The sequence below is a fragment of the Streptomyces sp. NPDC059169 genome (assembly GCF_042755225.1).
In the GTDB taxonomy this organism is placed as follows: domain Bacteria; phylum Actinomycetota; class Actinomycetes; order Streptomycetales; family Streptomycetaceae; genus Streptomyces.
Genome location: NZ_JBHZCF010000022.1, coordinates 29,131 through 53,760 on the forward strand (window position 1 = coordinate 29,131; position 24,630 = coordinate 53,760).

The 24,630-nt window shown below is 70.0% G+C and carries 17 protein-coding genes; all 17 read right to left on the minus strand.

Going from position 1 to position 24,630, the window contains the following annotated elements; translation table 11 throughout:
* Positions 1 to 5 precede the first annotated feature (5 nt).
* The 17 genes from ACFXOM_RS31175 to ACFXOM_RS31255 all read right to left on the minus strand — a co-directional run bounded on the left by ACFXOM_RS31175 (position 6) and on the right by ACFXOM_RS31255 (position 24,609).
* Positions 6 to 1,355, minus strand: coding sequence for a DUF4910 domain-containing protein (locus ACFXOM_RS31175; RefSeq protein WP_385040639.1), 1,350 nt, complete (start codon positions 1,353 to 1,355; stop codon positions 6 to 8).
* A complete protein-coding gene (locus ACFXOM_RS31180) occupies positions 1,352 to 2,416 on the minus strand; it encodes an NAD-dependent epimerase/dehydratase family protein (RefSeq protein ID WP_384936429.1) in 1,065 nt (354 codons plus the stop codon). The genes ACFXOM_RS31175 and ACFXOM_RS31180 overlap by 4 nt, the downstream gene beginning before the upstream one ends.
* Positions 2,417 to 2,419: 3 nt before the next feature.
* The gene (locus ACFXOM_RS31185; RefSeq protein ID WP_384948057.1) at positions 2,420 to 3,067 is read right to left on the minus strand and encodes a PIG-L deacetylase family protein; all 648 of its coding nucleotides are present in this window, start codon (positions 3,065 to 3,067) and stop codon (positions 2,420 to 2,422) included.
* The gene (locus tag ACFXOM_RS31190; RefSeq protein WP_384936424.1) at positions 3,064 to 3,873 is read right to left on the minus strand and encodes a glucose-1-phosphate cytidylyltransferase; all 810 of its coding nucleotides are present in this window, start codon (positions 3,871 to 3,873) and stop codon (positions 3,064 to 3,066) included. The genes ACFXOM_RS31185 and ACFXOM_RS31190 overlap by 4 nt, the downstream gene beginning before the upstream one ends.
* 13 nt (positions 3,874 to 3,886) lie before the next feature.
* Positions 3,887 to 5,161: a class I SAM-dependent methyltransferase gene (locus tag ACFXOM_RS31195; protein ID WP_384948059.1), complete on the minus strand. Its 1,275-nt coding sequence runs from the start codon at positions 5,159 to 5,161 to the stop codon at positions 3,887 to 3,889.
* On the minus strand, positions 5,158 to 6,399 hold the full coding sequence (locus ACFXOM_RS31200; RefSeq protein WP_384936419.1) for a glycosyltransferase: 1,242 nt from the start codon (positions 6,397 to 6,399) through the stop codon (positions 5,158 to 5,160). Before ACFXOM_RS31200 ends, ACFXOM_RS31195 begins: the two co-directional genes overlap by 4 nt.
* Positions 6,400 to 6,401: 2 nt before the next feature.
* Positions 6,402 to 7,730, minus strand: a complete 1,329-nt coding sequence (locus ACFXOM_RS31205) for an O-antigen ligase domain-containing protein (RefSeq protein ID WP_384936599.1) — start codon at positions 7,728 to 7,730, stop codon at positions 6,402 to 6,404.
* A gap of 1 nt (position 7,731) precedes the next feature.
* Positions 7,732 to 9,270, minus strand: coding sequence for a right-handed parallel beta-helix repeat-containing protein (locus tag ACFXOM_RS31210; protein ID WP_385040642.1), 1,539 nt, complete (start codon positions 9,268 to 9,270; stop codon positions 7,732 to 7,734).
* 8 nt (positions 9,271 to 9,278) lie between these two features.
* Positions 9,279 to 11,237 carry an alginate lyase family protein gene (locus ACFXOM_RS31215; protein WP_384936414.1) on the minus strand — a complete coding sequence of 653 codons (1,959 nt, stop codon included), beginning with the start codon at positions 11,235 to 11,237 and terminating at the stop codon, positions 9,279 to 9,281.
* Positions 11,234 to 13,438: a bi-domain-containing oxidoreductase gene (locus ACFXOM_RS31220; RefSeq protein ID WP_385040645.1), complete on the minus strand. Its 2,205-nt coding sequence runs from the start codon at positions 13,436 to 13,438 to the stop codon at positions 11,234 to 11,236. Before ACFXOM_RS31220 ends, ACFXOM_RS31215 begins: the two co-directional genes overlap by 4 nt.
* Positions 13,439 to 13,455: 17 nt before the next feature.
* Positions 13,456 to 15,390 carry an asparagine synthase (glutamine-hydrolyzing) gene (gene asnB, locus ACFXOM_RS31225; RefSeq protein WP_384948068.1) on the minus strand — a complete coding sequence of 645 codons (1,935 nt, stop codon included), beginning with the start codon at positions 15,388 to 15,390 and terminating at the stop codon, positions 13,456 to 13,458.
* A 3-nt stretch (positions 15,391 to 15,393) separates the two neighbouring features.
* Positions 15,394 to 16,914: a Wzz/FepE/Etk N-terminal domain-containing protein gene (locus ACFXOM_RS31230; protein WP_384948070.1), complete on the minus strand. Its 1,521-nt coding sequence runs from the start codon at positions 16,912 to 16,914 to the stop codon at positions 15,394 to 15,396.
* A complete protein-coding gene (locus tag ACFXOM_RS31235; RefSeq protein ID WP_384936406.1) occupies positions 16,911 to 18,308 on the minus strand; it encodes a Wzz/FepE/Etk N-terminal domain-containing protein in 1,398 nt (465 codons plus the stop codon). Before ACFXOM_RS31235 ends, ACFXOM_RS31230 begins: the two co-directional genes overlap by 4 nt.
* The gene (locus tag ACFXOM_RS31240; protein ID WP_384948076.1) at positions 18,305 to 19,570 is read right to left on the minus strand and encodes a glycosyltransferase family 4 protein; all 1,266 of its coding nucleotides are present in this window, start codon (positions 19,568 to 19,570) and stop codon (positions 18,305 to 18,307) included. Before ACFXOM_RS31240 ends, ACFXOM_RS31235 begins: the two co-directional genes overlap by 4 nt.
* On the minus strand, positions 19,560 to 20,876 hold the full coding sequence (locus ACFXOM_RS31245; RefSeq protein WP_384936400.1) for a nucleotide sugar dehydrogenase: 1,317 nt from the start codon (positions 20,874 to 20,876) through the stop codon (positions 19,560 to 19,562). The genes ACFXOM_RS31240 and ACFXOM_RS31245 overlap by 11 nt, the downstream gene beginning before the upstream one ends.
* Positions 20,877 to 20,949: 73 nt before the next feature.
* Entirely contained in the window at positions 20,950 to 22,428 is a 1,479-nt protein-coding gene (locus ACFXOM_RS31250) for a sugar transferase (protein WP_384936397.1), read from the minus strand.
* 1,008 nt (positions 22,429 to 23,436) lie between these two features.
* Positions 23,437 to 24,609, minus strand: coding sequence for a DUF4185 domain-containing protein (locus tag ACFXOM_RS31255; RefSeq protein WP_384936394.1), 1,173 nt, complete (start codon positions 24,607 to 24,609; stop codon positions 23,437 to 23,439).
* Between the last annotated feature and the right edge of the window lie 21 nt (positions 24,610 to 24,630).

A 24,630-nucleotide genomic window follows, 5' to 3' on the forward strand; every position in this document is an offset into this window, starting at 1 on the left:
CGGCGTCATGCCTTGATCAGCCCGGCGCCGTGCAGGGCATCGGCCGCGGCGGCGACGGTGTCGAACGGGAGTCCGGACCGTTCGGCGACGTCCAGCAGACTGTGTCGGCCGTCGGAGAGGTTGAGCACCCAGAGCATGGCCATCTGGGCCTGTTTGGTGTCGCTGCGGCCGCCGAGCGCGTCGTACAACCCGCGTCGGCCCAGCTGTGGTTCGCCGTAGGGACTGAGGTTGAGGTACCGCCGGTTGCGGTCGAGGACGGCGAACGCCTCGCGGCAGACGGCGAGCGTGTCCGCCATCGCATCCGGGGAGACGAGGTCCAGGTCGTCCGCCGAGGTGTGGTACTCGGGGTAGCCGGCGTACGGGGTTCGGCTGAGCGAGCCCACGCCGAGATCGAACCCGGGCGAACAGAACTGCCGCTCGTCGTAGCCGTACGGCGTGAACTCGGCGACGTGGTGCGGACGTCCGGAGGCAGCCAGCACATGCCGCATCACCCGGTCGATCTCTGCGTCACCGCGCCTACTCTGCTTGTACGTCAACGACCCCGGGTCGCCGGCGCAGGCCAGCACCAGCCCGTGCTTGACCCTCCCCCCGGTTCTCGGCTCATCCCCCACGCTCGGCTTCGCTCGCGCGGGGGGATCCCCGTGATCAGGGGATATCCCATGCACCCGCTCCGCGTTGCGGGCCAGCCAGGTGATCGCCCCGATGGTGCCGGGGGCGAAGATGAACCGGTAGGTGTAGTACGGCGTCTGCTCGGCCAGCGCCCGGGCCAGGAACGTCGCCACCGCGATGCCGGCCAGGTTGTCGTTGGCCAGCGACGGGTGGCAGACGTGGCAGGAGACGATCACCTCGTCGGGGACCTGCCCGGGGACCACGTGCTCGGCGTAGGTGAGGTGGCCGTCCGCGAGGGTGGAGTCGATGCGCACCTCGTACTCGCCGTCCGGCATCGCGTCCAGTGTCTCCTGGGCCAGGCAGAACCCCCATTCCGGCTTGTAGTAGCTGGTGCGGTACGGCACCCAGGTCGGGTGGTCGGGCAGGGTGTGCAGGTGGTCGCGCAGGTCGGCCAGGGGCATGGTCGCCGACACCGGCACGCTGTAACCGAGCACGTGCAGGCTGGACGCGGCGAAGTCGACGACCCGGTTACCGGCGGCGTCGGCGATGTACGCGTCCCGTATGTTCCACTCCTGCGGCACCGTCCAGTCGAGTACCTGAGTGCCGGTGGGCACCTCGTGCACCTGCATCGGGACGTATTCGCCGACGATGTCCAGGGTGGCGCGCACACCGTCTCCGGTGATGCTCCGGCACAGCGGGTACAGCCGCTCCACCAGCGCGTACATCTCTTCGCCGGCGTCGGTCATCGGCGCCACCGCAGGGTCTCGTCGACCGTGCCGGCGTCGGACGCCGCGCGCAGCACGGCAAGGCGGGTGAAGCGTCGTTCGAAGCCCTCCCGGGTCAGCCCGTGGTTCCGGTAGGCGTCGGCGAGTTCGAGCGCGCCCTGCTTCACCGTCCACTCGCAGTCGAAGTCGGTCACCGCGGCGCGGAAGCGGGAGAAGTCCACCCGGTACGACCGCGGATCCGCACCGGTCTCCCCGGTGATCACCACCTTCGCGCCGGACACCGCCTCAGCGACCTGCTCGGCGATCTCGCCGACCGTGACGTTGTTGATCTCGCTGCCGATGTTGAACGCCCGGTCGTGAACCGCTTCCCGCGGCGCGGTCAACGCGGCCGCGAAGGCCCGTGCGATGTCGGCGGCGTGCACCAGCGGGCGCCAGGGAGTGCCGTCGGAGAGCACCAACACCTCGCCGGACAGCAGCGCGTGGCCTACCAGGTTGTTCAGCACGATGTCGGCGCGCAGCCGGGGAGAGTAGCCGAAGGCGGTGGCGTTGCGCATGAACACCGGGGTGAAGTCGCCGTCGGCGAGCACGTGCAGGTCGTCCTCAACCCGCACCTTTGACTCAGCGTACGGCGTCACCGGGCGCAGCGGGGCGTCCTCGGCCACCAGGTCGTCGCCGCCGGCGGCGCCGTAGACCGAGCAGGTCGACGCGTACAGGAAACGTCGCACTCCGGCGTCGCGGGCCAGTCGGGCGAGGCGGACGGACGCGTGGTGGTTGATGTCGTAGGTGAGTTCCGGCGCCAACGATCCCAGCGGGTCGTTGGACAGCGCGGCCAGGTGGATCACGGCGTCGATCCCCGCCACGTGTTCGGCCGTGACGTCGCGCAGGTCCACCCTCGTCCCCGTGGGGGCACCGCCCACAGGCGCGCCAGCGCCGACTGGTGGAGGGTCCATGGGCGTCGGGCCGAGGACGCAGTCGGCGAACAGGCCGGCGTCGAGGCCGACGACCTCGTGTCCGGCGGCAGCGAGGACCGGGGCCATGACGGTGCCCAGGTATCCCTGGTGTCCGGTCAGTAGTACGCGCATGGTTCAACCCCCCAGATTGAGCGTGAGTTTGGTGACGGCGAACGCCTCGGCGTACCGCTCGTGGCACTCGATGCCGCGGATCCGCGCGAGCCCGAGGAAGGCTTCCCGGTCGTACCAGGGCCGGTGCCGCTGCGAGGGGTAGTGCTCCTGCAGCAGCCGCACCTTCCGTTCGGCGATCTCCGGCGACAACGGCTGGTATGCCGCGGGACGGCCGAGATCTCCGTCCCACTTGACGATTTCGTAGCCGAGTACGAGGTGGTCGCGAAAAGCGGTGGGTATCAGCTGCGCCAGGCCACGGTGGTCTTGGTGCGCGTCATCGGTGCGCGGGGCCAGCACGAGATCCGGCTCGGTCCGCAGACGCAGCTCCTCGACCGCGGCCTTGGCCTCCTCCCAGTGCGCGGGCAGCCGTCCGTCCGGCAGCTTGTGCACGGTCAGCCGCAGGTCGGCGCCCGGGCAGAAGGCGGCGAGCGCAGCCTGCTCCTCCTGCTCGCGCTCGCTGCCGCCGCCGGAGAGCACCAGTGCGTCGACACGGATCCCCGGTCGCGCCAGGCACAGGGTCAGCAGCGTGCCGCCGGCGCCGATGGCGATGTCGTCGCAGTGTGCGCCCGCTGCGACGATCCGATCCAGCGGCCCGGCCCCAAGACGGATCACGACCTCGCTCCGACCGTGCTCGCACCCGCGCCGTCCCGTTCCCACACGGCCCACGGACGGTCGCCCCGGGCGTATGCGTCGTCGAGCGCGGCCCGCTCCTTCACCGTGTCGGTCGGCTTCCAGAAGCCGCGGTGCCGGTGCGCTACCAGCCGTCCGCGCTTGGCCAGTCGGGCGCATCCGTCGGCAACGAGATCGCCGTTCTCCGGGATGTGGTCGAAGACTTCCTGGCGGAGCACGAAGTAGCCGCCGTTCTCCCACAGCGGCAGTTCGCTCACCGCGGTGACGCCCCCCACCAGGCCGTCCTCGCCCAGGTCCACGCAGTGGAACGAGGACTGCGGTGGCACCACCATCATGGACGCACCGGCGTCGCGCCGGGCGAAGTTCTCGATCATCTTCGGCAGCGGGGCGTCGGTGAGCACGTCGGCGTAGTTGGCGAGGAACATCTCGTCGCCGTCCAGGTGGTGACGCACCCGGCGCAGCCGCTCTCCGATCGGCGACTCGACGCCGGTCTGCGCGAACGTGATCGTCCAGTCGGCTATGTCGGTGGACAGCAGCTCGGTCTGCCCTTTGCGCAGCACGAAGTCGTTGGACGTCGTCTCCTCGTAGTTGAGGAAGAAGTCCTTGATGTGGTGCGCTCCGTACCCGAGGCAGAGAATGAACTCGGTGTGCCCGAAGTGCGCGTAGTAGCGCATGACGTGCCAGATCAGCGGTCGCGGGCCGACCATCGCCATCGGCTTGGGCACGTCGTCGGAGGCACCGTTGCGCATCCGCATCCCGTAACCACCGCAGAACAGAACGACCTTCATGCTGTGACCTCTTTCAAGACGCGACCTCGACAATGCTCAGTTCCGGGATGGGAAAGACGAGTCGGCCGCCCCAGTCGTGCACGAAGGACAGCTGCTCGACCAGCTCGGTCCGTAGGTTCCACGGGAGGACGAGGACGTAGTCCGGTTTGTCGGTGGCTATCTGCTCGGGTGGCAGGATCGGGATGCGGGTGCCCGGGGTGAACCTGCCGTGCTTGTAGGGGTTGCGGTCGACCGTGTAGGGGAGCAGGTCGGGCCGGATGCCGCAGTGGTTGAGCAGGGTGTTGCCCTTGCCCGGGGCTCCGTAGCCGACGACCGTCTCGCCGCGCTCGGTCACCTCGATGAGGAACGTGAGGAGGTCCCGGCGCACCTTGGCCACCCGGGCGGCGAACTCGGTGTACCCGGACAACTCCTGCAGCCCCGCGGCCTTCTCGCGGCCCAGCACGTCGGCCACCCTGCTCCGAGCGCTCGACTTCGCTCGTGCAGGGGAGACCCCGTTGCCCGGCTCGCCGGCCACCTCGGTCGGCCGGGCCCACAGCCGGATGGAGCCGCCGTGCGTGGGCAGCAACTCCACGTCCACGAGCGCGAGTCCACCGCTCGCAAGCGCCCGGATCGCGGACGCGACCGTGTAGTACTGGAAGTGCTCGTGGTAGATCGTGTCGTACTGGTTCTCCTCGATCAGCGTCAGCAGGTGCTGGACCTCGATGGAGACCCAGCCGTCGTCGGCTACCAGGGTGCGCAGCCCCTGGGTGAACCCGACCACGTCGGGGATGTGCGCATACACGTTGTTGGCCACGACCAGGTTCGCCGGGCCGTGCTCGGCGCGGGCGGCCGCGGCGGTGTCCGGGCTCAGGAACTCGGTGAGCGTGGGTACGCCCGCCTCCCGCGCCACGGCGCTGACGTTCACCGAGGGCTCGATGCCGAGGCAGCGCATCCCGCGGTCTACCACGTGCTTCAGGAGATACCCGTCGTTGCTCGCGACCTCTACCACGAAGGCGTCGTGGCCGAGAGAGAGGCGCTGTACGGCGTCGGCGACGAACGTGCGCGCGTGCTCCACCCAGGAGGTCGAGTACGAGGAAAAGTACGCATACTCCTTGAACGTCTCCTCCGGCGTGATCAGCGGAGGTAGCTGCGCGAGCCAGCAGTCGGTGCAGACCCGCAGGTGCAGCGGGTACGCGGGCTCCGGTTGATCCAGTTGGTCCGCGGCGAGAAAGCTCTCACACGGTGGCGTCGCCCCGAGGTCGACAACGCTCGCCATCGCTTCCGAGCCGCACAGTCGGCATCGTGTCATCTACTGTCCCCATCCCCCCTGCTCGCGCGGGTGTCCCCGCCGCGAGACAGTGCTGATCGACCCGCGATCGCGGTGCGGTACTCGTCAACCAGGCGGTCAAGGCCGACCGCCGGGCTGAAACCCTGTTCGTAACGGCGCCGGGCCGCGTGTCCCATCTCCCCGTTGCGGGTCGACTCGGCTGTGATCCGGCGTAGGCAGGACGCGAGCGATGCGGGCTCGCCCGGCCGGTGCAGCAGCCCCGTGACCCCGTCCTCGACGAGTTCGACGAAGGCGCCGTGGCCGGCGGCGACGACCGGGACCCCCGCCGCCATCGCCTCCACCACCACCAGGCCGAACGCCTCCAGCCATGTCGAAGGAGCCACCACGGCGACCGACCGTGCGATGGCCTGGCGACACCGCGCCGGGTCGTACAGGCCGACGTAGCGCACGTCGTCCCGGCCCGCCGCCCAGGCGGTCACCTCTCGCTCCAACGGCCCTGCGCCGGCGATCACGAGCGGCACGCCCACACCGCCGTCCGCGGCGATCTCCTCCCACGCGGCCATGAGCAGCCGTACGCCCTTGGCCTCCGCGAGCCGGCCGAGGTAGAGCAGTTGCTCTCCGGGGCCCGTTCGGCAGGCGCCCGGCTCCGGTACGAAGTTGTGCTTCACCGCCAGCCGCTCAGCCGGCATGCCGGCCCGCACCAGGACCTCGCGCTGCGCTGCGGAGATGCAGAAGAACCGCTCCACGCCGGACCACCAACGCCGCCGGTTGACCGACAGGCTGACCGCGAGCGGCACCGTCGCAAGCCGGGAGTTCCGGTAGCAGCCGTGCCGGACGGCGGGCAGCGGCGTCGAGCCGACGCACTCGGTGCATGGCCGGCCGTCCCGCTGCAGCGTGCCGGGCGGGCAGATCTGGGTGTAGTTGTGCAGCGTGGCGACGGCGGGTACGTCGGCGTCGGCGCAGGCGGCAAGGACCGCGGGCGACAGGAGTGGGAAGACGTTGTGGACGTGGACCACGTCCGGCCGGTCGGTGCGCAACCGGGCGGCGAGTTCGGTGCGGACCGCCGGGTTCCACGGTACGAGGAGTGGCAACGCGGCCTTGCCGAGTGCGGACTTGGCGGCGATGTCGTCACTGCGCCGTTCGAACACCTCGACCCGATGGCCGGCCGTGCGCAGCAACTCCACCTCCTGGTCGACGACCTTGTTCTCCCCGCTCGGCTGAGCCGAGGCGTAGCGGTTGTGCACCACGAGGACGTGCATGCTCAGGTCACCTCCGATTTCCGGGCCCATCGCGGGATGCGCCGTCGGGGGGCTTCGGCCGTCGAGAGCCGAGGGGCTTCGAGTGTCGGCAGGGGCACGGCTTCGGCGGGTGCTGCCAGCAGCGAGGCGGCCAGGGCCAGATGCAGCAGATACGGCGAGGCGTCGCCAAGGCCGGCTTCGGTGTACGAGGCGATCGCGCAGTAGCTGATCAGGAAGATCGCGCAGGCCCTCTGCAGCGACGGTGGCCGCAGCAACGCGATTCCGCCCAGCACGATGATGATCGCCGCGACGAGGGTGACGCCCATCAGACCCTGCTCGTTGTAGACGGCCAGCCAGCTGTTGTCGATCGGCAGCCCGTCGAACGACTTGTCGCCCAGGCCCACGCCGAACAACTTCTCGGAGGCCGACCGGGGCGCAGCCAGCAGGGCGTCCCAGACCTTGGCCCGACCGGTGAGGTTGGAGAAGTTCTCCTTGCTCTGTCCGCGCAGGAACCATGCCTGCAGCGCGGAGGCGAATCCCACCGCGGCCACCGTGGCGCACAGCACCGCCCAGGTGAAGAACCGGCGGGCGGCGGCGCTGGTCAGGATGAGCGAGCCGATTGCCGACGCCAGCCCGATGAGCAGGCCGAGCGTCGCCGTCCGGGTATGGGTCAGCGCGAGCAGGATGAGTGAAGGCAGGATGATCACTGCGGCGCTGGCCCTGTCGGTCCGGCGGCCCAGTACGAGCAGCACGGTGAGCCCGGTGATCACCGCGGCGTACTGTCCGATCTGCGGCGGGGTGAGTGGCCACAACGCCCCGACCAGCCGCCCGCCGTAAAGGTCGGGCAGGGCCGCGCCCGGTGAGATGACCAGGCCGGCGGCCACCGATCCGAGCACCGCGAAATACGTCCGGATGTGGTACCGGACGAACGTCAGGCCGCCGTTCCACCAGCGGCTGAGCAGCCACAGCGTGCCGACGAAGAGAGTCAGCCGGGCACAGCGGAACAGCGCGCCGAACCCGGACTCCAGGTAAGCGCTGGAGACCAGGCTCGGCACCAGCAGCAGGGTGAGCAGGAACACGTAGGCGTTGGCCCGGATGCGCAGCCGGAGATTCACCGCGAGGGCCAGCGCGAACGCGGCGACCAGCGCACCCATGGTGACCATCTGGATGAGGGAGCGCGGCAGCGTGATGATGGTCTTTGCCCCGGCGGAGCCGAGCGTGTTGAGGACCAGTAGTCCCCAGACGATCCCGACGATCTTCGGCGGGCCTGCAGGACCCGGTTCGGCGCCGGGCTGCGTTCCCGCCGAGTTCGGTCCGCCTGGCAGCCCGTCGCGCATCAGGTCCCCGCCCATCTCAACCACCGGCCCGTGGGTCGAGGGTGCTGCCCGCGTCCTGCTGGTACGGCGTGCTCTGCCACTGCCCGAAGTCGAGTACCCGGCTCGGGTCGTGGGCGACGAACTGCCACGGTCCGAGGTAGACGTTGTCGTGCCAGCGGTTGTGCTGCCTCTCGGTGATCGCGTCGGCCACTCCTTCGCCCTGGTACGGCGACCAGTGCGGATAGGTGCCGTAGTTGGCAAGGAGTGCCATGCGGTCGCACATCGCCGCGCACCTGACGGCGGATTTGTCGAGCACGAAGCGGTTCCCGTGGATGTCCACCCGCTGGGTCTTCCACCGGCAGTCGGCGTAGAGCGGCGCCTTGGAGATCGCGGGCTTCGCGCAGCGGCCGGTGTCTCGCACCAGCAGGGTGCAGTCACCGGACGAGGTGTTGGCCGGGCTGTTGCAGAACCGGTCGGCGTTTTCCCACAAGGTGATCCCGGACCAGTTGTTCTCCAGCACGTTCCGGTAGATTTCTATCTTGTCGGTGCGGGCTTTGAGCCGTGGTTCACCGCCGGACTCGGACAGGTAGACGGTCGCGAACGGGAAGCTGTCGCCGCTGTCGGCTGCCCTGCGGCCCTCGACCCAGTTGTTCCGCCGGATCGCGTTGTCCCGGATGACCGCGTTGTAGCTGGTCTCGTAGATCAGCGCGGCACCGTCGTTGGCCTCGAGCGTATTGTTCTCGATGCGGAAGTCGTTGTTGTTGGTGTCCGCCCACAACCCCGTTCCGCGGTTGTCGTGCACCCAGTTGCCGCGTACGTCGGCGCCGTCGACGGCCCAGAACTTGACGCCTCCGGTGCAGCCGCAACCCTTCCGGCGCCGTTCCCAATCGCCGGTGTTGTTGCCCACGATCTCGTTGCCCTCGACCACCAGTCCGCTGATACGGCCAGTGGCCTTGTAGGCGTTCATGCCGTACTGGCCGTTACCGCGCAGGCAGCTGGCGCGGACCCCCTGACGGCTACCGGCCATCAGCCCGGCGCCGGAGTTGTCCTGAATCGTTGCGTGTTCGATCACCCACCCGTCGGCCGAGTCATGGTTGACCACGCCCTCGTCCTGCGGCGCGACGAAACCCTGCACGGTCAGATAGCGGATGGTGACGTTGCGGGAGGTGCCGCCGAACGCGTACTGGTTGGTTCTCCGGCCGTCGAGCACCGCGCCCGGCGCGCCGAGGTACCTGTTCCCCTCCTTGGGGATGACCTGGGCGTAGCGGTCAGGATCGAGCCGGTGCTTGCCCGGTCGAAGCCAGAACGTGGTGTGCGGGGGGCTGTTCCTGGTCTTCGCCGCCAGATCATCGACCACCGCAGGGTCGACCGACACCGCACCCGCCGGCGCCTTGGCCGGCCCGGCCGTGGGATGGGCGCACACCCGGGCCACGGGCGTGGACCGCGCCCCGGACGAGGACGGCGCTGCGGCCGGCTCGGCCCCGGTACCCGGCGCGCTCTCGCAGCCGGTCGCCGCAAGCAGGGCCAGTGCCAGCGGTGCCGCTGCCAACGCCCAGTGCCGTCTCGAGTTTCCCACGCGTCCCCCTAGCCGCCGAACCTGAGCACGGTGGTGAAGCCCGCCGTACCGCCGGCGACGCCGGTGCCGACCAGCGTGGTGGTGGGTTCCTTGCGCCCGAATCCGGGGGAGTACCAGCCCAGCGGCGGGTCGGTCTCGCCGCGGTGCGTCCGCCAGCGCAGCTGCGCTGGCAGGTCGAGCACCGCGGAGCGCCCTTCGCCGTCCCGGACCCAGGTGAGTGCTGCCCGGTTCCCCACCAGGTCCGCGGTGATCGCCGGGCCGAGGTGGAACGCCAGCTGAACGGCCCGGCGCGGGCCGCGTACCTCGTCGACCACCTTCAGCTCCTGGCTCGTGGCGGTCAGTTCCACTCGGCGGCGGTGCACGGAGCCCTGGTAGCCGTCGTGCTCGGCACACCACCGGGCCACCCCCTCACCGGATGGGTCCGAGACCAGGACCCGGCTCTCGGCGTGCCGGGTCCACAGGAACGGGCCGCCGGAGACCGACTGGTCACTGCCGTCCAGCTGCAGGGTGTTGTGGCCGAGGGTCGAACGGAAGTACTGCCGCCACTCGGGCTGTCCGTGGTAGCAGTACGTTCCCGGGTCGGCGAGCACATCGACCCCGTCGTGCCGGACCTCCACGGACAGCGCGTCCGCGTGGGCATGTGCGGCGATGGACAGGAAGCCGTGCGGACCACCGTCGCAGCGGCACCAGATCTCCTCCGGACCGCGCAGGATGGTCATGCCCGCATCGGCGAAGTGGCCCGGTCGAGTTGCCGGACGACGCGCAGCCGGTGCCGTTTCGCTGTTCGGGTACGGCCGGATGAGCGCGGACAGCAGCGGAGTGCGCGCATCGGTGCCGGAGACCGTCGGCCACCAGTCGAGCCGACCGAACACGGTGTCTCCGGTGGCCAGCAGCGAGGCCCAGCGGTCGGTGCCCGCACCGTCCAGGACCAGACCGTGCCCGTCGTCCGAGTCCCCCTGGCGGGGTGGCCTCAGCCGGTTGTCCACGACGGCTGCGAGCGCGTCGGTCATCCGCAGCAGCACCAGCCGGACGGACGCGGGGACCGGCACTCCGGCCGCATCTGCCTCGGCTAGGGCAGCCAGGCCGATTTCCAGCACGAGTCCGTGATACTCGCTGGCCAGCTCCCGGTTGAGGCCGGAGGCGAAGGTGTTGGCGCGCAGGTGCTGCTCCAGCGACCGCAGCGCGCCGGCGCGCCAGCGCACCGAGGAAGGGAACCATCCGAACGCGCAAGCGGCTGCCAACTGCCCGCCGGCCTCCGCGATGACGTGGTTGTTCGCCGAGGATCCCCGGCTGGGGAAGGCGGCCAGCCAGCGCTGGTGGTGCCAGATCTGTTTCAGGGCCACCGGGTTGTCCTCGAACAGCCCGGTCGCTCCCGGCCAGCCGTCGAGTAGCCGGCGGATCCACACCCAGGAGAGGAGCCGGACGCCCAGCTCGATGCCACTGATCCAGTGCACGCCGCGCAGCGGTGGGTTGGCCGTCCACCACGACCGCAGGTGTTCGGCTACCCGCTCGGCGTACTGCTCGTTCCCGGTGACCGCGTAGGCGGCGGCGAGCACGGTGAGGTACTGGTGCCGGGACAGTTCCCAGATCTGCTTGATGTCCCCGACCGCGTCCTCGTTCCGGTACGGCACGTCGAAGGCGTAGCCCGACGGGGCCCGGCGCCCGGTCTTCGGGTCCCAGCACCAGTCCGGATCGGTGAGGTCGTCGCGGACCACCCCGAAGTACTCGATGTGCCCGCACATCAGACGGTCCGCCTCGGCGATGAGGCGTTTCGCGGCGTCCGGAGGTATTGCGGCGATCGTCCCGGCGGGCAGCACCGCAGTGAACCGGGCGCCGGTCACGCTCGGACAGTCCGCCCGCGCGGACCTCCACCGCCGTCTGCGCACCGCGTCGCTCGCCCGGCCGCCGACCTCCCGCGGCCCCATCCGGGACAGCCGCCGCAGGTACCAGCCCGCGCTCATGGTCATCGCGCCCTCGCCAATGTCACCGGCGCGCCGCTGGCCAGTCCGGCCCGCACGGCGAGGGTGGCCGCCGTGGTGGCGACCAGCGACTCCAGCGGCACCGGCATCGGCGCACCGGTCCGCACGGCCTTGACGAACGCGGCCAGCTCGGCGTTCTGGCCCTTGTCCCGGGCCTTGGGCAGCCGCGAACTGACCCAGCGCTTGCGTCGGCCATCGTAGACAGCGGCACGGGCGAAGTCGTCGAGCCGCAGCACCTTGCCGTCCGCGACCAGGTCCAGCGTCTCCTTGGGGAAGCCGGATGCTCCGGTGGTGACGTAGCTGATGGTGGCGGTGGAACCGTCCGGGTAGCGCAGCACGACCTGCAGGTCGTCGTTGCCCGACGGGGCGACCGCGTACACCGAGACCGGGTCGGCTTCGAGCAGCCAGCTCGCCGTGTCGATGAAGTGTCCTCCCTCGCCGGCGAACCGCGAGCCCTCCGTGCCCTGCTGGAGGTACCAGCTGCCGTGCTGCAGCCGGCCCGCGTTGACGAGGTAGCGCAGGCTCGCCGGACCGCTCTGGGTGCCGAACCGCTTCTTCGCCTCCTGCAGCAGCGGCGCGAACCGGCGGTTGAAGCCCACCTGCAGCCGGTCGTTGCCGGATTCCTCCACCGCCGTGAGCACGTCGGCCAGTTCGTCCTCGGTGAGGGCCATGGGCTTCTCCACGAACACGGCCTTGCCGGCCAGCAGTGCCTGCCGGGTCAGTTCGGCGTGCGAGCTGTGGCGGGTGACCACGAACACCGCGTCGATGGACTTGTCGCCGAGCACGGCGTCGAGATCGGTGGTCGCCTCGGCGAAGCCGAACTTCCGCTGTGCGTTGGCCGCGGACAGGGCCGTCGTGGTGACGACCGCGGACAGCTCGATTCCGTCACGCTGTGCCAGGTGCGGCAGGAGCATCGACGTCGCGTAGTTTCCCGCGCCGACGAAGGCAAGGCGTACCGGTGTCTGGGCGGCCCTGGCGGGACTCCGCCCCACGTTCACCGCGGGCACGGCCATCGTCGGCGCCGCCGCTTGCCCCGCTTCCCCAGCTTCCTCCGCTTCTCCCGCGTGGCCGGGGTAGCGGAACAGCACGGCCACGGCCTTCAGGTCCCCGTCCTGCAGGCGCTGGTACGTGTCGACCGCGTCATCGAAATCGGCGATGTGGGAGACCAGCGGTTCCACGTCGACGCGGCCACGGGCCGCGAGATCGAGGAAGCACGCCAGGTTGCGGCGTTCGGTCCAGCGCACGTAGCCGATCGGGTAGTCCCGCCCCTCGAGTTCGTACTCCGGGTCGTATCGACCGGGGCCGTAACTGCGGGAGAACCGGACGTCGAGCTCCTTCTCGTAGTACGCGTTCCACGGCAGGTCCAGGCGGCACTTCCCGATGTCGACGACCCGGCCGCGGTCCCTGCAGAGCCGGGCGGCCAGCTCGACGGGTTCGTTGCTGCCGCCGCCGGCGGCCAGGTACACCTGGTCGACGCCGTGACCGCCGCTGAGTTCGGCGACGGCGGCTTCCACGGCGGTGGACGCGGGATCGCCGCAGGCCGCGGCGCCCAGCCGCTCGGCAAGCTCGCAGCGCACGGGATCGGGGTCGACGCCGACGACACGGACTCCCGAGGCGGTGAGGAGCTGCACGACCAACTGCCCGATCAGTCCGAGGCCGATGACCAAGGCCACGTCGCCCAGCAGCGGCTCGCCTCGACGCACGCCCTGCAACGCGATCGACCCGACCGTGCCGAAGGCGGCGTGCTGCGCAGGGAGGCCGTCCGGCACCGGGGCGTAGAGGTTCTTCGGCACCCAGTTCAGCTCGGCGTGCAACGCATGCTCGTTGCCGGCGCAGGCCACGAGGTCGCCGACCGCCACGTCATCGATCCCGGTGCCGACCTGCTCGACCACCCCGCACAGCGAGTAGCCCAGGGGTGTGTAGGAGTCCAGCTTGCCCATCACCTTGCGGTAGGTGGCGGGTACTCCGTTGGTGGTGACGCTCTGCATGACCTTGGCCACCTGGTCCGGCCGGGAGCGGGCCTTGCCCAGCATCGACATGCCGGCCTCGGACACCTTCATGAGCTCGGTCCCGGTGGATATCAGCGAGTAGGCGCTCCGGACCAGCACACCGCCCGGCTTGCACCCCGGCACCGGAACATCGAGCACCGCCAGCTCGCCGCGCTTGTAGTTCTGTACAACCTGCTTCACCCGAACTCCTCTGATTCCTAAGCTGTTATCCGAGTGCTCTGGCCGGACCGGGAGGTCGCGCTGCGATACCAGTACTCGAGGGTCAGGACATGCCACAGATGTTTGGAGAAGTCCTGCTGCCCGGCGGCGTCCTCGGCGACCATCCGGGCCAGCGCGTCACGGCGCAGGAACCCGGAACGGACCAGTTCGCCGTCGTTGACCACCTCGCGCACCAGCGGTGCCAGATCCCGGCTCATCCAGGCGCGCAGCGGGGCGCTGAACAGGCCCTTGGGCCGGTACACGATCTCGCCGGGCAGGATCGACGTGGCCGCCTCCTTGAGCACGGCCTTGCCCTGCCGTCCGACGATCTTGCGCTCGCCGGGCACGGCGAATGCCGCCTTGACCACTTCGACGTCCACGTACGGCACGCGCACCTCGGTCGACGCCGCCATGCTCGAGCGGTCCGTGTAGGTGAGGTTCAGGCCCGGCAGGAACATCCGGGCGTCACCCAGGCACATGCGGTTGACGAAGTCGTCGAGGTCGTTGTCCCGGTAGACGTCCGCGTGTTCGGTCAGCACGTCGTCCACCGAACCGGCCAGGTCCGGATCGATCAGGTCGAGCAGCTCGCCCCGGTCGTACATGGTGTAACTGCGTCGGAACGCGGTCTCCTCCGGTAGATCGGCGAAGGAGAGGAACCGCTTCGCGAAGCGCACCGACCGGTACCCCCGGCGGGACGTGGCGACCGGCAGCCGGTCCACCGCCCCGGACAGGCCGCGCCGCAGCGGTCGCGGGACGCGCTGGTAGCGCACCGCCATCAGGTTGGCCAGGTGCTTGCGGTACCCGGCGAACAGTTCGTCGGCGCCCATCCCCGAGAGCATCACCTTGACTCCGGCCTCCCGGGCGGCCGAGCAGATCAGGAACGTGTTGATCGCGGCGGGGTCGCCGATCGGCTCGTCCAGGTGGTAAGTCATCTGTGGCAGCAGGTCGAGCACGTTCGGGGAGATTTCGATCTCCCGCAGGTCGACGTCGAACCGCTCGGCCACCTTCCGGGCATAGCGCAGGTCGTCCGGCATCGCTTCGAACTTGGCGTCCTCGGCGCGGAACCCGATCGTGTAAGCGGAGATTCCGGGCCGGTGGCGGGCCGCCAGCGCGGTCAGCCAGCTGGAGTCGAGACCGCCGGAGAGAAAGGTCGCCACGGGCACGTCGGAGAGCAGGTGCTGCCGCGTCGCCTCCTCGACGATGGCAGCCAGGTCCGGCCGCGCGCCGCTCCGGGCCCGCTCCCGGCCCTCGGCGGCGACGTCCCGCAGGTTCCAGAACCGGCCGCGCTCCACCTGCCCGTTGGGCCGGCACCTCAGCCAACTCCCCGGCGGCAGCTTCTCCGCCTCGCGGAACGCGCACCGTGAGTCCGGCACCCAGTAGTACAGGAGCGAGGCCACCAGCGCCGCGTGGTCCACCTCCAACGCCCCGTCGGTCGCGGCGGTGAGCGCCTTGAGCTCGGAGGCGAACACCAGGCCCTCCCCGCGCCGGAGCAGGAACAGCGGCTTGATGCCCAACTGGTCCCGGACGAGGACCAGTTCGCCGGTTCGCTCGTCGAAGACGCCGAACGCGAACATGCCGCGCAGCCGGGGCAGGCAGTCCGTGCCCCAGCGCCGCCAGGCCTCGAGCAGCACCTCGGTGTCGGAGGTACCGCGGAAGCGCACCCCGGCGGCTGTCAGCTCGGCACGCAGATCGGGCGCGTTGTACAGCTCGCCGTTGTACGTCAGGACGAGGCCGTCCGAGACCATCGGCTGGGCGCCGGTCTCGGACAGGTCGATGATGGCCAGCCGACGGTGCCCCAGGTGCACTTCGCCGTCACCAACGGAGTGGCTGTACCGGCCCGCTCCGTCCGGACCGCGGTGGGTGAGGGCGTCGGTGAGCCGGTCGGTCACGGTCCTGCCGTCCGGCCAGCGGTATGCGCCTGCGATGCCACACATGTCCTACCGCGCCTCCTGGTCGTTGTCCGGGACCCGTGCGGCCCACATCGGCAGCTCTGCCGTCAGCCGCCGACCCGTCCCCTTCTGCCGGGCCGGGCGCTCGCTCCGGCCGCGCAGCGCGATGTGCAGCCCGTCCCACAGCGTTCCGTCGGTCCGGTCACGCGGATCGGGGTCGATCAGCACCACACCGATCACCGCTATGCGCTGGTCCGCGAGCCGGCGCGCCACCGTGTGCAGCCATGCGGCGCTGCCGTGCCCGGCACGCACAACGAGCACGGTCTCGGTACCGAGGTACTGGAGGTCGGTCCATGCCGTGCCGGGCGCGACCGAGCCGACGCCGATCCGATGCTCCTGAGGCGACACGCCTCCGGCACGTTCACCACTGACCACGGTCGGATCTCCGGGTTTCTGACGGCGTTTTGCGAGCTGGGCGTCGGGCAGGCCGTCGATGACGACCACCGGCCCGTCCGCCGCCAGTTCCCGGGCCAGGTTCAGGGCGAGTGCGCTCGTGCTGCGCGCGGCACCCAGTTCCAGCAGCGACAGCGGTTCCGCGGAGCCGCGAACGATGCGGGCCAGAGTCGAGATGAGCCTCATCCGTGCCCTCCGGGTCCGTCGGCGCTGCCACAGCCTGCCCGACCGGCGGGGCAGCTCGGCGATGACCGAGGCGCCGAGGTTCGCCGCGACGTCCCGGCGCAGCACAGGGCGGTCCGCCACCACTGCGCCGACCGCGGCCAGCGAGAGCCCGAGGACGAGCCCGAGGACGAGTCCGATCACGGCGTTGATGACGGCGGTCTTGGGCAGGGAGTGCCGCACCGCGCGCGGAGCGTCCACGATCTGTGTGCCGACGATGAGCTGGGGCGTGCCGATGCGCGCCTCCTCGGCGCGCTGACCGAAATCGGCGATCCTCGACGTGAGGTCGGCCCGGCGGGCGAAGAGCGACTCGATGCTCGCCGACGCCCTCGGGTCACTGTCCGGCGGTCGGCCGCCGATCTCCTTGTTGACGTCGGTGAGTTCGTTCTGCATGCGGGCACGCTGGTCGAGCAGGGCCTTGGCCTCGGCGTTCGCGGTGTCCCGTATCCGCTTCACATGGTCCGCGACGAACGCATCGGCCAGTGCCTTGGCCCGGGCCACCGCTTCCGCGTCGGTGTCACCTGTCACATCGATCTGCAACACGTTGTTGGTCAGGCCGGTACCCCGGTAGTCCCGCATGAAGTCTTCCGGCTTCTCCGCGGACTTGAGCGACCGCAGGGCCTGTTCGGCGATCCGCGTGGTCCCCAGCAGCTGGACATCGGTGCGCATCAGCGTTCCGGTGTCGTTCGGCTGATCCTGCTGATGGGCGACCAGCACCTTGGTCACTGCGCTCGGCGGCGGCGGCAGCAGGACCGCCACCGCCGCGCCGATCAGCAGCCCGAGCAGCGCCATGGAGCACCAGAGCCGGCGACGTCTGCGTACTGCCACCACCAGCGCCTGCAGGTCCAGGAGCGGAACGGCAACCGGCGACTGGGACGTCGGGCTCGTCGTCACTCCGAACCTCCCGTCGCGTGGCCGCGCACCGCGAGCGCCAGGGTGGCCTCATCCGGGCGACGGCCGGCAGACCGCTTCGGACGGGACCGGACCGTGTCGGCGACGACGATGCCGACGACCTCGTGCCTGCCGTCGGCACACGCCCCGGCGATGCCGACGAGTTCCTCCGCGGTCCGGCTGCCCGCGCTGAGGACGACCAGGACTCCGGACTCGGTGTCGCGGTCCGGCACCACCGGCCGGTCCACCGAGACGCCCACGAGCCGCAGCACGGGGCATCCCCTGCTCGAAGAGCTTGGGGAAGGATCGCTCCCGGCCTCGGTGCAGAGCTGCCCGGCGGCCCGGCGGGCGATCTCGTCTCCGTCCGGAACGACAACCAGCAGCCGCCGGGGGTCCGGCACTCGGTCCCGGAGTTGAGCGCACACGCGCCGGTAGCCGATCCGCCTGCCGTCCTCGTCGCTGGACATCCGCGGCGTCGGTATGTCCCACCGTCTGTCGAGCCCGAGGAGCCGGCGGATTCCGGCCCGCGAGCCACGGACATTCGGCCCGTGGGCCGGCTGCTCGACCGGTACGTCGACGGTGCCGAGGAGCGCCGCGCCGAGCGCCGCGGCGATCTCCCGTTCGGTGCGCAGCCGCCGATTCATCCGTGCGGCGGCGAGATGGCCGACGATCGTGAGCAGGAAGAACAGCAGTGCCCCGGCGACGATGAGCTGCATCCTCGTCGGTGGTGCCTCGCCCGTCGGCCGGGCCGACGGCCCCATGACGACCATGCTGGCCTTGGTGGTGGCCGGGTCGGCCTCGTCCAGTTTCTTCATGGCATCATGTAGCGCGGTGCGCAGTTTCTCGAGCTCGGTGCGGGCCTGCACGCTCTCCACGGTCTGCCCCGGATCGGCCGCGTTGGCCAGGTCGGTGATGCGGCGGTTGGTCTCCTCCACCTGCTTCCGCAGCGTCTCGGGCCCCGTCGCCGCTCCGAGGTCGGTGCTGCCGCCCGCGATCCGCGCGGCGAAGGTGACGAACTCCTTGGTGGCCTGGTCGGAGAGCCGCTGCGCACGCTCCGGGGTGTCGGCCGTACCCGAGATCTTGATGATGTTCCCGCCGGCGGCCTTGGCGTCGACACGATCCCGCAGGTCCGCGCCGCTGACGCCGGGCCAGCCGAGCGCGGCGGCCGCGCGGTCCACCACCGCCGAACTGGTCGCGATGTCCACCTGGGTCAACAGCTCGCGTTCCTCCCACTGCCCCGGCAGCAGTACCGATGCCGACGTCGTGTATCTCGGTGGGAACAGCAAGGAGGCGCCGCAGCCGACGAGCGCGCCCGCGAGGGCGAGGGCGGCGAGAAGCCGCCACCGCTGACGGAGAATCCGGCCGATCGTGACCAAGCGGATGGTGTCATCGCTCAACTGTGCTGCCTCTTCCCTGTGCGAACCGAGTCGCCCGCCGACGGCGGAGCAGGGTCATGGCAGGCGGCGGCGTAGGCGGCGAGCAGCGACGCTTGCGAGTGCCGCCAGGAGAGCGGCCCGCTGATCCGCTCTTGGCCGATCTTGCCCATCCGGGCCCGCTTCTCCGGATCGTCCAGGAGCAGCGCGATGAGCCCCGCGAATTCGGCCTCGTCGTTGGCGGGTGCGTAGACGGCGGCCTCGCCGGCGGAGACGCGCGCCTCCCGGAGGTCGAACGAGACGATCGGTCGGCCCATCGCCATGTATTCCAGGACCTTGTTCATGGTCGACACGTCGTTGAGCGGATTGCGCGGGTCGGGGGAGAGGCACACGTCAGCGGTGGACAGGTAGCGCACCAGGTCGGCGTCCGTGATCCGTCCGGTGAACTGAACCTGCTCCGAGAGCCCGAGCTTCCGGGACAGCTCCACCATCGCGTCGAAGGCGTCGCCGGAGCCGACGAACACCGCGTGCCAGTCGGTCCGCCCGAGCTCGTCACGCAGCTTCGCAAGGGCCCGCAAGGCGTAGTCAACGCCGTCCTGAGGGCCCATGACGCCCAGGTAGCACAGTAGATGAGGCTTGCTGCGCTTCAACTCAGGCTCGGGAGGCACCGGTTGGAAGCGGTCGATCGCGGGCGCGCTGCGCACCACGAAGACGTCCTCCGGCCGCCGACCGCCACGGCATACGGCGACGTCCCGGTAGCTCTCGTTCGTGGCGAGCACGATGTCCGCGGCCCGGTAGGTCCGACGCTCCAGCGCGCACACGGCGCGATAGAGCAGATCCTTGCCGCGGCCGAACCGGGAGAGGTACAGCTCGGGTACCAGGTCGTGCTGGTCGAAGACGAACCGAGCCCCGCGCCGCTTCAGCCACATGGCCGGTAGGAACAGCAGATCGGGCGGGTTGCAGGCGTGGACCACATCGACCGAGCCGACTTTGCGGGCCAGCCGGACCGTGTGCCACAACGCCGATCCGTATTCTCGCAGGTAGCCGGCCGGTCCTCCGGTGGCCGCGCGCAACGGGTAGCGGTGGATCCGCACCCCGTCGACCTCCGCCTCCGGCTCCGTGTCGCGTTTGCTCCCCTGCGGGCAGATGACGTGCACCTCCCAGCCCGCGTCGCGCAGCGTCGTGCACTCCTGCCACACCCGCCGATCGAACGGCACCGACAGGTTCTCCACCAGGATCAGCGCGCGCCGGTCCGGCCGGTCGCCGTTGGTCGTGTCACCAGGCAAGGCCCATGTACCCCGGTTCGGCCCGACGTGTCTCGGCGTCGGGAAGGCGGATGAGGTCGACGATCACGGGGGCGTCGCCATGGGGCAGCGCCGCCAGCACGGCCGGATCCCTCGTCCCGACCAGGCACACCTCGGCGTGCTCGAGCACCTCGTCGACGGAGTCCGCGAGTAACTGCGCGAGGTGCGGAAGCCGGGTCTCGATGTACTCGCGGTTCGCACCGACCAGCCGGGAAAGGGCCACGTTGGCGTCGTGGATCCGCAGGTCGTAGCCCTTGCCGAAGAGCCTCTCCGCCAACTCGACGAGCGGGCTCTCGCGCAGGTCGTCGGTGCCGGGTTTGAAGGACAGCCCGAACAGACCCACCCGGCGCTTGCCGGTGCGTTCGACCAGCTCTACCGCGCGCTGCAGATGGTCGGAGTTGGAGGGCAGCACGTGGGCGAGGATGGGCACCGAGACGTCGGCCCGCTGCGCCGCGTGGACCAGGCTGCGCAGATCCTTGGGCAGGCAGGAACCGCCGAAGGCGAAGCCGGGCCGCAGGTAGGCGGGGCTGATGTTCAGCTTGCGGTCGGCCAGGAACACGTCCATCACCTGGTGCGAGTCCACCCCGAGCGCCTGGCACACCGCGCCCAGCTCGTTCGCGAAGCCGATCTTGAGGCCGTGGAACGCGTTGTCCGCGTACTTGATCGCCTCGGCCGTCGGAACCGGCACCCGGAACACCTCTCCGGGCAAGCCGTCGTAGAGCGCCAACACCGCATCGCCGCTTGCCCGGTCGAGCTCGCCGATGACGGTCTTGGGCGGGTCGAAGAAGTCCCGCACGCTCGTGCCCTCGCGCAGGAACTCCGGATTGACCGCGACCCCGATGTCCACCCCGGCCGTCCCGCCGACGTACTTCTCCAGGATCGGCACCAGCAGATTCAGGCAGGTGCCCGGGAGCATGGTGCTGCGGAACACGACGGTGTGCCGCCCACCCCGCTCGGCCAGCGCGGCGCCGATCTCTTCGGTGACCCGCTCCAAGTACGCGGTGCACAGACTGCCGTTGGGCTCCGACGGCGTGCCCACGCAGACCAGTGACACCTCGCTGTCCACGATCGCCTTGCGGACGTCGCCGGTGGCGCGGAGCGCCCCGCTCCGCACGACCTCGGCGATGAGCTCGCCGATCCGCTCCTCGACCACCGGGGCCCTGCCGTCGTTGACCAGGTCGACCTTCACCTGGTTCACGTCGACCCCGATGACCTCGTGACCCATGCTGGCCAGGCACGCGGCCGACACGCAGCCCACGTAGCCCAGCCCGAAAACGCTGACTCTCATGACGCGTCCCTCCCCCCAGGCAGGCCCTTGTGGCCTGCGGTCCACGCGTCGGCCGGACGACGGCCCCCGCGCATCAGTACGCCCCCTGCCCGTGGAGCACCGCACGCAGTGTCTTCCACAAGATCACTGTGTCCAGGGCGAGCGACCAGTCCTCCACGTACCGCAGGTCGAGGCGGACCGCCTCCTCCCATGGCAGGTCGCTGCGTCCGCTTATCTGCCACAGACCGGTGAGCCCGGGCTTGACGAGCAACCGCCGCCGGATGTCCGGGCCGTACGCGGCGGACTCCTCTGGCAGCGGGGGCCGCGGACCGACGAGCGACATCGATCCGGTGAGGACGTTGAACAGCTGCGGGAGCTCGTCGATCGAGTACCGGCGCAGCACCGCTCCGACCCGGGTCACCCGCGGATCCCGGCGGAGCTTGAACAGCGGACCAGCGCCCTCGTTGCGGTGAGCCAGCTGGGCACGTGCCGTGTCGGCCCCGGCGACCATGGTCCGGAACTTGAGGATGGTGAACTCGCGGCCGTCCTTGCCGACCCTGCGCTGGCGGTAGAACGCCCCGCCCCGACTGTCCACCAGCACGAGCAGCCCGACGAACACCATCAGCGGCGCGAACAGCATCAGCAGGATCGCTGCGCCGGTCCGGTCGACGACCTCCTTGACCGCCCGGCGACCCCCGGTGAAGGTCGGCATGCTGACCCGCAGCAGCGGGATCCCGAGCACAGCGTCGACGTGCAGCCGCGGGCCGGCCACCTCCATCAGCACGGGGGCCACGACCATCTCGGCATCGCTGCCTTCGAGATTCCAGGCCAGCCGTTGCAGCCGGTCCGGTGACCAGTGCGGGTCCGGTGTGACCGCAACGACACGGTAGCCGTCGTGGCGGACGTGCTTGGCGACGTCCGTCAGCCGGCCGACGACCGGCACTCCGTCCAGTTGGTCGCCGTCGGGCCCGCGACCGTCCGTGGTGCACACTGCCTCCACCCGCCAGCCGAGGTGCGGCAACTTGCGGGTTCGGGTGATCAGGTCGCGCACGGTGGCTGGGCTCCCGGCAGCGAGCACCGGTCTCAGGCACTGGCCTTCCTTGCGTTGCTTGTGCAGCCGGAGGCGGAGCAGATACCGCTCCGTCATGGTGGTGAGCGCGATCGCGGGAATCGCGACGAAGATCCAGAGCTTGATGTTGCGCGAGGTCAGGGCGATTCCGCCGAGCGCCAGGGCGACGGTCGCCGTGAACAGTGCGCGCCCGAGCCGACGGAATTCCTCGGCACCCTGGCCGAGTACGGCCGGAGCCCACGACCTGCTCACCGCCAGTGCCCCCAGCACCAGCAACTCGGTGCCGAATGCGAGAATTCCCCATTTCTCGTGCCAGTTGGCTGCGTCCCGTGCCCCGAAGAACGCGCCGATCGCCGCCACGACGAAGGCGGTGGTCACGGTATCGCTGGTGATCACGGTACGGCGGTACCGCTGCTCCCAGACGTTGGCGGGCTGGCTGATCGCCCCATTCGTCAGACGCCCGCGCGCAGAAGGTAACGGTCTGACTAGTCCCCCTTGCTGCACAGACCCCCCAGGTTCCCCAGTGGTTCGACGTGCTCGCCTAACACTGTTCCTCCCCCCTCGGGAGGCCCCCGCCCCCCGTACTGCGCTGCTCCTCCCCCCGGAGGCCCCCCGCCCCCGCGTCGCGCTGTTCCTCCCCCCGGGCCCCAACCCCGCGCACGTCACCGCTATGGAGAGCTGTTTGAACAATCCAACCTGGCGGCAGCGGGCTCGCACGTCCTGCCAGACTCTCGAGGTGCGCGGGGAACCGTCGAACCCTCGGGTGCTCCCCGCACCCAAGGCCCACTCTCGGGCTCCGAGAAACGATCACCCCACGTCTGGCGCCGGGGATGCGCACGCCGGCTTTCCGTAGCGCCGCACCAATAGATCATTAGCGGTCGTGTCGCGTTCGAACGGCTGAAGCACCGTCAATCTAGACCATTGGCAGCAGTTATGGAGAGGGTGTGTAGGTAATTTGTGTTCAAGCTTTGAGACTTGATCCATCGACGAGCCATGGCCTATAGGCGTCTTCACGCCACCGTGCGTCGTGTTCTCCAGTCTGCATTGGCGATCTTGCGGTGACCCGGCTGGGAACGGGTAGGGCCGGCGAGTTGGCCCAGTTCCGGGGGGAGGGGCGGTGACGGCGCAGCAGGCACGGGCTTCTGGTGAGGTGATCAGCGAACTCGACACTCCGTGATCACCAGGAGCGGAGCCTGCGCGTCCGTCTGCCGATCCATCACCCTGACGGCCCGGTTGGGTCATCAGGCCCGTACCGGCTTTGGAGGGCCGATCGCGGGAACGACGGAGCCCTGTGCGCGCCGGTGCCGGGCGTACGCCACTGACTCCCTCCTGCGACTCGGCCGGGCCTGCCGCGCCGAGTTGATGCGGCGAGGACTGGGAAAGGAGCGTCACACGCCACTGCTCGGGTCCTCGGCCCTGCTCGCTCCGGGGCTCCTGGCCGTTCCCGGGACTTCTCGCTCGGGTCGGGCCGCGGGCCCCGGAGCCCGTCGCTGCTCAATCAGGCGATGCCGATCACGGCCTGATTCCGTCGTACTGCAGGGCCCAGTAGGGTGCCGAGTGCTCCTTGCCGTCCCACTGCGACACGATCAGGGTCAGGGAGCTGGGGCCGGCGCTGCCCGGGTGGATGTATCCACCATACAGATTGGCGACCTGGGGCTTTCCCCAGTGGCCTATCGGCCATGTGTTGTCGCCGACGATCTGCGTCTTGGGCGAGGTCCACACGGCGTCCGGCCGGTCGGCGGTGCGGGTGCGAATCGAGTAGTCGCTCACGTCGAAGTAGCTCATGCAGTAGGTGCTGCCGATCCGCTTGACGGAGAACTCTCCGATGCTGTTCCCGGACAGGATGGGAGACGGGGGGACGGACCCGGTCCATTGCCAGGCGCTGTTGAGGTACGCCCAGTTCTCCTGTGCGCCGAAGTTTCCGGCGCGGAAGTCGTCGGGCCGGATGCGGAACAACTGGATGGCTCCGCCGTCGGCGGTGTTGCGGTGGCTGCCGTTCCAGCGCTTGGAGAAGATGTAGAGCCAGCCGTCGTCGATGCCCGCGAACGACCACATCCCGTACATGGACTGGTTGTTCCCCTGGGTATCGCCCGCCCAGTGGTAGGGGTAGTCGTACCAGGTGGCTCCGTAGTCGTCGGAGTACGCGACGCCGGACATCAGCGAGCCGTCGTATCCGGAGGGCGGCGTCCAGGTCGCGACGGAGGTGTACTGGATGTACGTGCGGCCGCCGAACTCGATACAGTCGTTGGGAATCCGGCTGACCTCGTAGCCATGGCCGTTGTTGCTCCTCGGCACATAGTCGAACAGTTGACCGGCCGGGCCTGAGGCCGGCTGCGTCCCGGTGAAGGTGATCGGCGTCGCGCCGGTGGGGTCGAACCGTGCCTGGGTGAGCATCACGGGGGACCCGATGTAGTCGCCGTACTGCTGGATGCCGGTCCATGAGTCGCCGAAGACGTAGCCCCAGTTGCCGTCGTGCTCCCGGTAGTACGGGATTGCCAGGTCGCTGGAGCCCACTCCCCAGTGGCTCGCCGAGTCGCCGGGCCGGTCGCACAGCGAGGCTCCCGCGACGGCGACGGCGGGAGTGGCGTTGGCGAGCACACCGGTTCCGACGGCCAGGCCGATGCCTGTCTTGAGTGCGTTCCGGCGAGTGATTCCGGGACGAGGCGAGGGTGATGCGGTGGACATGGTCAATCCTCCATGGGCATG

Coding starts and splice junctions, on each gene's coding strand:
- ACFXOM_RS31175 (WP_385040639.1), bottom strand. CDS start 1,355: ATGACCGACGCCGGCGAAGAGATGTACGCGCTGGTGGAGCGGCTGTAC.
- ACFXOM_RS31180 (WP_384936429.1), bottom strand. CDS start 2,416: ATGCGCGTACTACTGACCGGACACCAGGGATACCTGGGCACCGTCATG.
- ACFXOM_RS31190 (WP_384936424.1), bottom strand. CDS start 3,873: ATGAAGGTCGTTCTGTTCTGCGGTGGTTACGGGATGCGGATGCGCAAC.
- ACFXOM_RS31195 (WP_384948059.1), bottom strand. CDS start 5,161: ATGACACGATGCCGACTGTGCGGCTCGGAAGCGATGGCGAGCGTTGTC.
- ACFXOM_RS31200 (WP_384936419.1), bottom strand. CDS start 6,399: ATGCACGTCCTCGTGGTGCACAACCGCTACGCCTCGGCTCAGCCGAGC.
- ACFXOM_RS31205 (WP_384936599.1), bottom strand. CDS start 7,730: ATGGGCGGGGACCTGATGCGCGACGGGCTGCCAGGCGGACCGAACTCG.
- ACFXOM_RS31215 (WP_384936414.1), bottom strand. CDS start 11,237: ATGACCATGAGCGCGGGCTGGTACCTGCGGCGGCTGTCCCGGATGGGG.
- asnB (WP_384948068.1), bottom strand. CDS start 15,390: ATGTGTGGCATCGCAGGCGCATACCGCTGGCCGGACGGCAGGACCGTG.
- ACFXOM_RS31245 (WP_384936400.1), bottom strand. CDS start 20,876: ATGAGAGTCAGCGTTTTCGGGCTGGGCTACGTGGGCTGCGTGTCGGCC.
- ACFXOM_RS31255 (WP_384936394.1), bottom strand. CDS start 24,609: ATGTCCACCGCATCACCCTCGCCTCGTCCCGGAATCACTCGCCGGAAC.